At 70.9% G+C, this 10,897-nt stretch carries 10 protein-coding genes; 5 read left to right on the plus strand and 5 right to left on the minus strand.

What is annotated here, in order from left to right:
• Positions 1-16 precede the first annotated feature (16 nt).
• From grpE to SRB5_RS21940, 3 genes are all read right to left on the minus strand, one after another.
• Positions 17-655, minus strand: coding sequence for a nucleotide exchange factor GrpE (gene grpE, locus SRB5_RS21930; RefSeq protein ID WP_323378276.1), 639 nt, complete (start codon positions 653-655; stop codon positions 17-19).
• Entirely contained in the window at positions 652-2,499 is a 1,848-nt protein-coding gene (gene dnaK / locus SRB5_RS21935; protein ID WP_153454676.1) for a molecular chaperone DnaK, read from the minus strand. The genes grpE and dnaK overlap by 4 nt, the downstream gene beginning before the upstream one ends.
• Positions 2,500-2,701: 202 nt before the next feature.
• Positions 2,702-4,981, minus strand: a complete 2,280-nt coding sequence (locus tag SRB5_RS21940) for a (Fe-S)-binding protein (protein ID WP_153454678.1) — start codon at positions 4,979-4,981, stop codon at positions 2,702-2,704.
• A 198-nt stretch (positions 4,982-5,179) separates the two neighbouring features.
• Here SRB5_RS21940 and SRB5_RS21945 point away from each other — a divergent pair, with 198 nt between their 5' ends.
• Positions 5,180-5,914 (plus strand): class I SAM-dependent methyltransferase, encoded by a 735-nt coding sequence (locus SRB5_RS21945; RefSeq protein ID WP_153454680.1) that lies wholly within the window; start codon positions 5,180-5,182, stop codon positions 5,912-5,914.
• A 115-nt stretch (positions 5,915-6,029) separates the two neighbouring features.
• The gene (locus tag SRB5_RS37555) at positions 6,030-6,899 is read left to right on the plus strand and encodes a helix-turn-helix transcriptional regulator (protein ID WP_153454682.1); all 870 of its coding nucleotides are present in this window, start codon (positions 6,030-6,032) and stop codon (positions 6,897-6,899) included.
• Here SRB5_RS37555 and SRB5_RS21955 read toward each other — a convergent pair.
• Positions 6,792-8,168: a hypothetical protein gene (locus SRB5_RS21955; protein WP_153454684.1), complete on the minus strand. Its 1,377-nt coding sequence runs from the start codon at positions 8,166-8,168 to the stop codon at positions 6,792-6,794. The two genes, SRB5_RS37555 and SRB5_RS21955, sit on opposite strands and share 108 nt — an antisense overlap.
• 130 nt (positions 8,169-8,298) lie before the next feature.
• Here SRB5_RS21955 and lepB point away from each other — a divergent pair, with 130 nt between their 5' ends.
• Complete coding sequence (gene lepB, locus SRB5_RS21960) at positions 8,299-8,952, plus strand: signal peptidase I (RefSeq protein WP_153454686.1); 654 nt, start codon at positions 8,299-8,301, stop codon at positions 8,950-8,952.
• Positions 8,953-8,973: 21 nt separating this feature from the next.
• Here lepB and SRB5_RS21965 read toward each other — a convergent pair whose 3' ends face one another.
• Positions 8,974-9,663: a DUF6882 domain-containing protein gene (locus tag SRB5_RS21965; protein ID WP_153454688.1), complete on the minus strand. Its 690-nt coding sequence runs from the start codon at positions 9,661-9,663 to the stop codon at positions 8,974-8,976.
• Positions 9,664-9,798: 135 nt separating this feature from the next.
• Here SRB5_RS21965 and SRB5_RS21970 point away from each other — a divergent pair, with 135 nt between their 5' ends.
• Both SRB5_RS21970 and SRB5_RS21975 read left to right on the plus strand, forming a co-directional pair.
• Positions 9,799-10,569: a hypothetical protein gene (locus SRB5_RS21970; RefSeq protein WP_153454690.1), complete on the plus strand. Its 771-nt coding sequence runs from the start codon at positions 9,799-9,801 to the stop codon at positions 10,567-10,569.
• A 45-nt stretch (positions 10,570-10,614) separates the two neighbouring features.
• Complete coding sequence (locus tag SRB5_RS21975; protein WP_153454692.1) at positions 10,615-10,854, plus strand: hypothetical protein; 240 nt, start codon at positions 10,615-10,617, stop codon at positions 10,852-10,854.
• The last annotated feature ends 43 nt before the right edge of the window (positions 10,855-10,897 follow it).

A 10,897-nucleotide genomic window follows, 5' to 3' on the forward strand; every position in this document is an offset into this window, starting at 1 on the left:
TCCGGACCGAGTGACGTCAGCCCTCGTCCGGGCCACCGTTCTCCTTGTCGCCCTCGTCCTGCTCGTCCTCCGCCGGCTCCGGCTTCGCCGCGCCCGGCTGGGGCTCGGCGACCGCGACCCGCGCGGGGCGGATCGTACGCTCGCCGATCCGATACCCCGGCTGGAGGATCTGCACGCAGGTCGTCTCCTCGACATCCGGGGAGTACGAGTGCATCAGCGCCTCGTGGATCAGCGGGTCGAAGGGCTCGCCCTCCTTGCCGAACTGCATCAGGCCCATCTTGGCGACGACCGTCTCCAGCGACTCGGCCACCGACTTGAACCCGCCGACGAGCTCACCGTGGTCACGGGCCCGGCCGACGTCGTCGAGGACCGGCAGGAGCTCGGTGAGCAGATTCGCCACCGCCACCTCCCGGACCGCGATCCGGTCGCGCTCGACCCGGCGGCGGTAGTTCTGGTACTCCGCCTGCAGGCGCTGCAGGTCCCGGGTGCGCTCGTCGAGCGCCTTCGTGACCTGGTCGAGCTTGGCCGTGACGGCGGGCGAGACACCCGGGTCCCCGGCCGGGGCCGCCTGGGCGGCCCCGTCCTCGGCGGCAGTGGCCTCGGTGGGGACGTCGGGCTTCTCGTTCTCGTCGAAGCCCTGGGTCTCCTCCGTCACGCCGCACCGTCCCTCTTGTCGTCGTCGACGATCTCGGCGTCCACGACATCGTCGTCGGCCTGGGCACCGGCGTCACCGGAGGGCGCGCCCTCGGCGCCGGGCGCACCCGCCTGGGCGTCGGCGTACAGCGCCTGGCCCAGCTTCTGGCTGGTGGCGGCGACCTTCTCGGTGGCCTCGCGGATGGCGGCGGTGTCCTCGCCCTTCAGCTTCTCCTTGAGGTCCGCGATCGTGGTCTCGACCTCGGTCTTCACGTCGGCCGGGACCTTGTCCTCGTTGTCCTTGAGGAACTTCTCGGTCGTGTAGACCAGCTGCTCGGCCTGGTTACGGGTCTCGGCGGCCTCGCGGCGCTTGTGGTCCTCGTCCGCGTACTGCTCGGCCTCGCGCATCATGCGGTCGATGTCGTCCTTCGGCAGCGCGGAGCCGCCGGTGACGGTCATCTTCTGCTCCTTGCCGGTGCCGAGGTCCTTCGCGCCGACGTGCATGATGCCGTTGGCGTCGATGTCGAAGGTGACCTCGATCTGCGGCACGCCGCGGGGGGCCGGCGGCAGACCGGTCAGCTCGAACATGCCGAGCTTCTTGTTGTACGCCGCGATCTCGCGCTCGCCCTGGTAGACCTGGATCTGCACGGACGGCTGGTTGTCCTCGGCGGTGGTGAAGATCTCGGACCGCTTGGTCGGGATCGTCGTGTTCCGCTCGATCAGCTTGGTCATGATGCCGCCCTTGGTCTCGATACCGAGGGACAGCGGGGTGACGTCCAGCAGCAGGACGTCCTTGACCTCACCCTTGAGCACACCGGCCTGCAGGGCGGCGCCGATGGCGACGACCTCGTCCGGGTTGACACCCTTGTTGGCGTCCTTGCCGCCGGTCAGCTCGCGGACCAGGTCGGCGACGGCGGGCATACGCGTCGAGCCGCCGACGAGCACCACGTGGTCGATCTCGCCGAGGCTGATGCCGGCGTCCTTGATCACGTTGTGGAAGGGGGTCTTGCAGCGCTCCAGGAGGTCCTGGGTGAGCTGCTGGAACTGCGCCCGGGTGACCTTCTCGTCCAGGTGCAGCGGGCCCTCGGCGGAGGCCGTGATGTAGGGCAGGTTGATCGTCGTCTCGGTGGAGGACGACAGCTCGATCTTCGCCTTCTCGGCGGCCTCGCGCAGCCGCTGGAGCGCCATCTTGTCCTTGGACAGGTCGACGCCGTGGCCGTTGGCGAACTGCTTCACCAGGTAGTCGACGACGCGCTGGTCCCAGTCGTCACCACCGAGGTGGTTGTCGCCGTTGGTGGCCTTGACCTCCACGACGCCGTCGCCGATCTCGAGCAGCGAGACGTCGAACGTGCCGCCACCGAGGTCGAAAACCAGAATCGTCTGGTCGTCCTTGTCGAGGCCGTAGGCCAGGGCGGCCGCCGTCGGCTCGTTGACGATACGCAGCACCTTCAGACCGGCGATCTCGCCGGCCTCCTTGGTGGCCTGGCGCTCGCTGTCGTTGAAGTACGCCGGGACGGTGATGACCGCGTCCGTGACCTTCTCACCCAGATACGCCTCGGCGTCCCGCTTCAGCTTCTGCAGGATGAAGGCGCTGATCTGCTGCGGCGTGAAGTCCTTGCCGTCGATGCCCTGCTTCCAGTCCGTGCCCATGTGGCGCTTCACGGAGCGGATGGTCCGGTCCACGTTGGTGACGGCCTGGCGCTTGGCGACCTCGCCGACCAGCACCTCGCCGTTCTTCGCGAAAGCGACGACGGACGGCGTGGTCCTGGCGCCCTCGGCGTTGGTGATGACGGTGGGCTCACCGCCTTCGAGAACACTGACGACAGAGTTTGTCGTGCCCAGGTCGATGCCGACCGCACGTGCCATTTCGCATTCCTCCGGATGTTTAGCTGGGTGGTGCCTTGAGCTTGGCTGGCTCAAGAGTGCCACGGGCTTCGCGCAGGGTCAAATGATGTGAGCGGGGTAGGCTCATGTTTTCTGCGTAATAGCTGGTCGGAGGGCGTTTTGGGGCTACGGCGAAGGCCGCCGCCCCGGAGTGGGACGGCGGCCTTCGGTGGCGTACGAGCCGCTACGGGGCGGGTGCGGGCTCCGGCTCGGCGGGCTCGGGCTCCGGGTCCGCGGGGGTCTTCACGGAGTCCAGGAGCAACTGGGCCACGTCGACGACCTGGAGGCTTTCCTTGGCCTTGCCGCCCGCGGCGGAGCCGCTGTCAGATGCAGCCTTCTTGCCGTTGACGGAGTCCGACAGCATCACAAGGCAGAACGGGCACGCGGTGGAAATGATGTCCGGGTTCAGCGACAGCGCCTCGTCGACCCGCTCGTCGTTGACGCGCTTGCCGATCCGCTCCTCCATCCACATCCGCGCGCCGCCCGCGCCGCAGCAGAAGCCCCGCTCCTTGTGGCGGTGCATCTCCTGCTGGCGCAGCCCGGGGACCTTGTCCATGATCTCGCGCGGCGGGGTGTAGACCTTGTTGTGCCGGCCCAGGTAGCAGGGGTCGTGGTACGTGATCAGACCCTCGACCGGGGTGACGGGGACCAGCTTGCCCTCGTCGATCAGGTGCTGGAGCAGCTGGGTGTGGTGGATGACCTCGTAGTGCCCGCCGAGCTGCGGGTACTCGTTGGCGAGGGTGTTGAAGCAGTGCGGGCAGGTGGCCACGATCCGCTTCTTCGACTGCTCGACCGTGATCCCCTCGTCGGCGTCCTCGCCGAAGGCCATGTTCAGCATCTCGACGTTCTGCTGGCCGAGCTGCTGGAACAGGAACTCGTTGCCCAGCCGGCGGGGCGAGTCACCGGTGCAGGACTCCTCGCCGCCCATGATGGCGAAGTTGACGCCCGCCATGTGCAGCAGCTCCGCGAAGGCCTTGGTGGTCTTCTTCGCCCGGTCCTCCAGGGCGCCGGCGCAGCCGACCCAGTACAGGTAGTCGACCTCGGTGAGGTCCTCGACGTCCTTGCCCACGACGGGGACGTCGAAGTCGACCTCCTTGGTCCACTCCAGGCGCTGCTTCTTGGCCAGGCCCCAGGGGTTGCCCTTCTTCTCCAGGTTCTTGAGCATCGTGCCCGCCTCGGACGGGAACGCGCTCTCGATCATCACCTGGTAGCGGCGCATGTCGACGATGTGGTCGATGTGCTCGATGTCCACCGGGCACTGCTCGACGCAGGCGCCGCAGGTGGTGCAGGACCACAGGACGTCGGGGTCGATGACGCCGTTCTCTTCGAGCGTCCCGATCAGCGGGCGCTCGGCCTCGGCGAGGGCGGCGGCGGGAACGCCCGCCAACTGCTCCGCGGTGGCCTTCTCCTCGCCCTCCGCGTCCTTGCCGCCGCCGGCCAGCAGATACGGGGCCTTCGCGGCGGCGTGCTCGCGCAGCGACATGATCAGCAGCTTGGGGGAGAGCGGCTTGCCGGTGTTCCACGCGGGGCACTGCGACTGGCAGCGGCCGCACTCCGTACAGGTGGAGAAGTCGAGGAGGCCCTTCCAGGAGAAGTGCTCGACCTGGCTGACGCCGAACTGGTCGTCCTCTCCCGGGTCCTCGAAGTCGATCGGCTTTCCGGCGCTGGTCATCGGCTGCAGCGCGCCCAGCGCACTGGCGCCCTCGGCGTTGCGCTTGAACCAGATGTTCGGGAAGGCCAGGAAGCGGTGCCAGGCGACGCCCATGGTGATGTTGAGGCCGATGACGATCGCCCAGATGAAGGAGACCGAGACCTTGATCATCGCGACCAGGTAGACCAGGTTCTGCAGGGTGCCGGTGTCCAGGTCGTGGAAGGCGACGACCAGCGGGTACGAGACGAAGTACGAGGCCTCGTACCCGTCGACGTGGTGCAGCGCGCCCTCGAGGCCGCGCAGGAAGAGGATCGCCAGGCCGATGACGGCGATGACGGCCTCGACGAAGTACGCCTGCCAGGTCGTCGAGCCGGCGAACCGGGACTTGCGGCCGGGCCTGGTGGCCTTCGACAGCTGGCGGATCGCGATCAGGACGAGGATGCCGACGATCGTCATCCCGTCGATGAACTCGGTGAAGATCTCGAACGGCGCCCAGTCGCCGATAATCGGCAGCAGCCAGTCGGCCCGGAAGAGCTGGCCGATGGCCTGGATCAGCGTCGGCACCAGGGTGAGGAAGCCGATGGCCACGAACCAGTGGGCGAAGCCGATGATCCCCCAGCGGTTCATCCGGGTGTGCCCCAGGAACTCGCGGATGAGGGTCACCGAACGGGCGACCGGGTCGTCGGTCCTGGTGCCCGCGGGAACGGGCTGGCCGAGCCGGACGAAACGGTAGATCTGCCCGGCGGCGCGGGCCAGTAGCGCGACGCCGACCGCTGTGATGACCAGCGAGACGACGATGGCGGCGAGCTGCATGTGAATGGCTCCTCGGGCCGGACTTCCGGAGCTGCTTACTAAGCGGTAACTTATCTGGTCTCCGGTTGAGATTACCCGGGTTTTCCGGGGTCCTGAAGCGGCGAGGCCGGTGATCTGCGTCGCCCCGGGCAGGGTTGCTGCACCGGGGGGACAAAACAGGTGGACGGCAGGGGTGGGCGCGACCCTACGTTGTTGCGTATGCGACAAGATGAGCTCTGGGACGCCGAAACCGCCAAGAACTATGACAGTCCGGGCACAGGGATGTTCTCGGACGAGGTCCTGACGCCGACCGTGGACCGGCTGGCCGAGCTCGCCGCGGACGGTGCCGCGCTCGAATTCGCGATCGGGACGGGGCGGGTGGCTGTGCCGCTCGCGGCCCGGGGAGTTCCCGTCACGGGGATCGAGCTGTCCACCGCGATGATCGAGCAGCTTCGTACGAAGGTGGACGAATCCACCATTCCCGTGGTCACCGGGGACATGGCGACGGCGACGGCACCGGGGACGTACAGCCTCGCGTATCTCGTCTACAACACGATCTCCAACCTGCTCACCCAGGACGAGCAGATCGAGTGCTTCCGCAACGCCGCCCGGCATCTCGGGCCCGGCGGCCGGTTCGTGATCGAGCTGTGGGTGCCCGAGCTGCGGCGGCTGCCGCCGGGGACGCCGGCGACGGTGGGGATCTCGGAGCCGGGGTACATCCTGCTGGACACGTACGACGTGCTGAACCAGCGGGTCGTCTCGCACCACTTCCACTTCGACGGGACCCGGCAGGCGCGGCTCGGGCGCAGCCCGCACCGGTATATCTGGCCGTCGGAGCTGGATCTGATGGCGCGGCTGGCGGGCTTCACGCTGGAGTCGCGGCACGCGGACTGGTCGGGCGGGGAGTTCACGGCGGAGTCGGCGTCGCATGTGTCGGTGTACCGGCTGCCCTGACGCCGGCGCCCCGCTTCCGTCCGTGTCCGCGGAATGTCCGCACCCTCGTCCGTATCCCCTCCGGCCGGTGGCGCCGCTCCTAGCCTGAGGTGTCGCCGGCCGGAAGGGGGACGCCGTGTGGGGGGAGAGCGGGCGGTTGTGGGACGAGCTCGACGCGGGGGACGCGCGGGCCCTGCTGCGGGTCGTCGAGGAGTGCGGGGGTGCGCGGGACGGGGAGGGGTTCCGGGAGGGGGTGCTCGAGGCTCTGGCCCGGTTCTTCGGGTACCGGCACACCACCTTCTTCCGGGGGCCGACCCGCGCCGAGCTCTTCGCCGACCCCAACCCCGCCGCGCGGGGGCGGGCGGTGCGGCTCGTGGGGCGGTACGTCGAGGAGGCGCACCGGTTCGATCCGTTCGCGCAGCCGGGGGCGGGGGCGCTGTTCGAGGCGTACGGGGTGGTGTCGCTCGACGCCGTACGGCAGTTGCCGCGGAGCCGGGGGACCCAGCGGTATCTGGACGACTTCCTGGGGCGCGGCGGGGTCCGCGCCAAGCTGGTCGTCCCGCTGCCGGGGGCGGGCGGGATCGGGCTGCTGGCGGAGGACGCGGGCGCGTTCGGTGTCCGGGATCTGCTCGTCGCCCACGCCCTGCGCCGGCAGCTGGCCGGCCTCGCCCGGCTGCATCTGGCGCCGGAGCGGCCCGCCGGGCCGACCGTACGGCTGACGGCGCGGCAGGCCGCGGTCGCGGCGCTGGTCGGTGAGGGCAGGACGAACGAGGAGATCGCGGCGGCGCTGACCGTCGGGGTCGGGACCGTGAAGAAGCATCTGACGGCGGCGATGCGCCGCGCCGGGTGCCGCAGCCGGGTCCAGCTGGCGATGGCGTGGCGGGACGGGCGGGTGGGGTCAGGCGGTCCTTCGCCTTCGGGGCAGCAGGAGCAGCGTGGCCAGGAGGGCGCAGGCGGCGTGGGCCAAGAAGACCGGCGCCCCGGCGGTCCAGGGTTCCTTCGGTGAAATCCCGTGCAGCCGCTCGGCGAGAGGAAACAGGACCGATTCCGTGACGACCGCGGCAGCCATCTGGATGCCCAGCATCGCCCAGGTGACGTCCGCGCGCAGGGTGAAGAGCAGCACCAGCACGGCGTACGAGAGGAGCATGGCGGACACGTCGAACTCGGCGGCTCCCCACTCGCCGCTGCTCATGTCGCGGTACCGCATCAGCGTCGCCACCAGGGCGGCAGCCCCTGCGGACATCGGCGCCCAGCGAGGGAGGAACGCCGCGGCCGCGAGCGCGAGCAGCAGGCCGAGAAGCGGGGGCCCGAGGATCCGCCAGGGATCGGCGGCGAGGACGTCACGCATCGGCCCCACCGCCCACTCCCGGCCCCCCAGCCCCGTGAACACCGCGACCCCCACCAGCCCCGCCCCCACGGCAGCCGTCCCCAGCGGCCCCTGACGCGGGTCCGGGACCGTCCTCCGGGCCCGTACCCCCAGCGTGGCGACCGCGAGCACGAGAAGCACACCGGCCGTCGCGTACGCCGGATGCACGGAACCGCCCTCGGGGTGCACCGGCGCCTCCGCCACGGCCGCCCCCACCAGCGCGAGGCCGGCCCCGAGGAGCAGCCCCGACGCGAGCTTCGGGGCGTCGTGCCAGGCCTGGCCGGGGGCGATGTGGGCGATCCCGGTCCGCGTCAGTAGCGGCCCCGCCGCGCCCGTGACCAGCACCAGCGCGAGCACCGGGCCCGGGTGCTGCCACAGAGGGCCGGCGACCTCCTGCGGTGAGGCCAGGGCCAGGCAGGGGAGCGTGAGCACGAGGCCCAGGCCCGTACCGGCGCGGACCCAGTGGCGTACGGCGGGCTGGGCGAGGCGGCACCAGTAGACCAGGCAGACCAGGAGCTGGATCACGACGGCGGTGCGCAGGAAGTGGAGGACCAGCAGCTTCTCGCCGTACTGGACGTAGTCCAGGAACGACAGCGCGGCCAGTGCCGGGAGGCAGTAGCTCAGCTGGCCGGCGAGGAGGCCGGGGCGGTCGACGACGTCGGCGCTGCGGACGCCGATGAGGCCGTTGCCGGCGACGACGATGCCCACGACGGCGGCCATGAACACCTTCCAGCCGCCGCTGCCCGCGAGGCTCGTGTCGTCGCGCAACTGCGGGGCGTCGAGGCTCAGCAGGGCCACGGTCATGGCGAGCGCGGCGAGCAGCAGGGCGGCGGGCCCGGCGAGGGGGCCTTCCGCGCGCTGTCTGCGGGCGTGGTCCGCGGCGGTCATCGCCCGTTCGAGATCGATCACTTCGTCCCCCGAGGTCGTGGTCCTCGCAGTGTCCGGGAACGGGGGGCCTCGGCCCATGGGCCGAAGGTGGAAGGTCCGGGTGTCGGTGGTGGGCGCTAGGGTCTGACGATGAGTGGGGAGGGGTGTCGTCATGGGGACGGGACGGTGGTTGCGGCCGGGGGGCTGGATGCTGGTGGTCGTCGGGGCGGCGCTGCTCGCGGCGGCGGTGTGGGCGCCGGGGGGCGAGGTCGGGCGGGAGACGGTCGGGGGGCAGAGCATGGAGCCGACGTTCGCGCACGGGCAGCGGGTGTACACCGAGGCGGTCGACGGCCCGGACGTGCGGCGCGGTGACGCGGTGCTGTTTGAAGGCGGGGACTGGCTGCCGGAGGGGCACCAGGACGAGCTGCTCGTGAAGCGGGTCATAGCCCTGGGCGGGGACACGGTGTCGGGCGGACCCGGCCTGCCGGTCACCGTCAACGGGAAGCCGCTGGAGGAGCCGTACGTGAAGGACGGCGCCCCGGACACGGCGTCCGGCCCGTACGAGATCACCGTGCCCGAGGGGCGGATGTTCCTGCTCGGGGACAACCGGGGGAACTCCAACGACTCCCGCTTCCAGACCGCCCACGACGGCGGTACGAAGCCGGTGTCGGCGGTGCGGGCACGGGTCAGCGCGGACAAACCCGGGTCCCGCGACTACTCCTGGGCGGTCATACCCGCGGCCCTGATCGTCCTCGCGGGCACAGGTCTGCTCGTCACCGCGTCCCGCCGCGCCCGGCGGGCACCGGGGCACGCCGCCCTGCGCTGACGCCGGCCCCGGGCGCCCGCCTCAGCCGGTGACCGTCGCGCGCACCCCGGCGATGCGGCCGGCCTCGTCGAAGTCGACCTCCGCCCGCCGCCCGTTCGGGAGGTCGGCGACGAGACGCCTGCCGTCCGTACGATGCGCCAGCCCGTGGTGGTCGAAGTACCCGGTCACGACCCGGTGCGGCGACCGCCCCAGCAGCCCCGCCCCCGTGATCAGCATCCGCGGCATGGTGACCGCGTCGAAGCCCGCACGCGGGACCTGCGGGTCGTCGGGGAGGAAGTACACGCGCGTCGTCCCTCCGGCGGGGACCCCGATGTAGCCGGGGGACCGCGTCACGCCCATCCCCGCGAACGCGAGGGTCTCCGCCGCCCGCCCGGGATCCGCGTGCCCCGACAGGTCCAGCATCCCCTCGCCGAACTCCGCGATCCCCCGCTCCTTCCCCACCCGCGCCACCTGCTCGGACAGCGCCGCCACGGGCGTCCCGGCCAGCCCCGGGTTCGCCCACCCCCACATCCACGACCGATCACCGCTGTCGTACGACCCCAGCACCCCGACCCGCAACTCCAGCGCCCCCTGCCGGTAGACGCAGGCGGGCAGGTCCGCCGTCCAGTCGTCGTCGGGCAGGAAGTCGGTCAGGGCCTCGAGCTGCGCGGCGCCCCAGGCGGTGTGCGACTCGGTCTCGTCGAGGAAGGCGGGGGTGAACTCCGTTGTCATGGGCGGGGATTCTACGAGGCGGGGATGGGCGGACGGTCCCGGGGGAAGCTCCCCCACGCCAAACGGAATCCCGGGTCGCAATTGAGGTGGAATTGTGACGTGTGCATGAAGCTGCGGTAGCCGTACGATGCGCGCGTGATCGTTCTGGGAGTCGACCGTACGTCGCAGTCCTACGCGTTCGGCCAGGTCGCAGGCACCGCCCTGCTGGCCGCCGTGGGCATCGCCCTGCTCTGGTTCCTGACCCGCCGGTGGCGCAAGGGCCCCCACGCCGAGGGCCCGGACGAGCTCGCCGCCGCCGAGCGGGTGCGGGCGCAGCGCCGCCGGGTGGCCGTCCTGGCGACGGTCGCGATCCTGGTACTGGCGGTCACCCGCGCGGTGTTCCAGTACTCCTCGGTCGAGGAGGACACCCCGGCGGCCGGCTCCACCGTGCGGTACGCGGTGGAGCCGCCCCGGACCGTACGGGGCTACACGGTGACCGGCGACGAGGACGGTGTGCTGTTCGCCGCCGACGAGGGCGGTGACGTGTTCGACGACGAGGGGACCGGGTACGGCAGGTACTGGCTCCTCAAGCACGACGGTATTCCGGCGGGTGTTCTCCGGGCCAGCGTCAAGTACGACTGGTCCCCGGAGCTCACCGAGGAGAGGCGCTGGGATCCCCCGGAACAGAGCCTGCGCAACTGGTTCGACCAGGAAGACGCACGGGACATCCACTGGTTCGACCCGGGCCCCCTCGGCGGCGCGCTTGTCTGCGGCCACCTCGACGTCGGCAAGGGCGGCGTCGTCAGCACGTGCGGCTGGCTGGACGCCTACACCGACGGCTACCTGGGCCTTGCCGACGTCCTGGATCTCGACACTGTCGCCGACATCACCCGCGACCTCCGCGCCGCCACCGAAAAGCCCCTCTGACCCCACCCCTTCACCCGCCCGCCCCGCCCCCCGTACGCTCCACCGATGGTCGTATTCATCGCGGTCTTCACCGGCCTCGGCGTCGGCATCATCACGTACACCTGCCTCAGGCGGCAGTGGTCCCTGGCCGCCAAGCAGACGATCGCCCTGCTCGCCGGCTTCCTGGGCATCGCCCGCAACCACTCCGGCGAAGGCCCCTCCGTCCTCACCGCGGTGATCGTCGCCGTGCCCGCGGCGGCCCTGGTGTACGCCTGGACCCGCCACCGGGAGCGAGCCGCGGGTTGAGACACGAAACGGCCCGGCCGCCCTCCCGAAGGAGGACGGCCGG

It is taken from the genome of Streptomyces smaragdinus, assembly GCF_009604385.1.
Classification (GTDB): Bacteria; Actinomycetota; Actinomycetes; order Streptomycetales; family Streptomycetaceae; genus Streptomyces; species Streptomyces smaragdinus.

What these genes read in the sequence shown, in the direction of transcription:
- dnaK (WP_153454676.1), bottom strand. Translation starts at nt 2,499, where the DNA reads ATGGCACGTGCGGTCGGCATCGACCTGGGCACGACAAACTCTGTCGTC.
- SRB5_RS21940 (WP_153454678.1), bottom strand. Translation starts at nt 4,981, where the DNA reads ATGCAGCTCGCCGCCATCGTCGTCTCGCTGGTCATCACAGCGGTCGGC.
- SRB5_RS21945 (WP_153454680.1), top strand. Translation starts at nt 5,180, where the DNA reads ATGCGACAAGATGAGCTCTGGGACGCCGAAACCGCCAAGAACTATGAC.
- lepB (WP_153454686.1), top strand. Translation starts at nt 8,299, where the DNA reads ATGGGGACGGGACGGTGGTTGCGGCCGGGGGGCTGGATGCTGGTGGTC.
- SRB5_RS21965 (WP_153454688.1), bottom strand. Translation starts at nt 9,663, where the DNA reads ATGACAACGGAGTTCACCCCCGCCTTCCTCGACGAGACCGAGTCGCAC.
- SRB5_RS21975 (WP_153454692.1), top strand. Translation starts at nt 10,615, where the DNA reads ATGGTCGTATTCATCGCGGTCTTCACCGGCCTCGGCGTCGGCATCATC.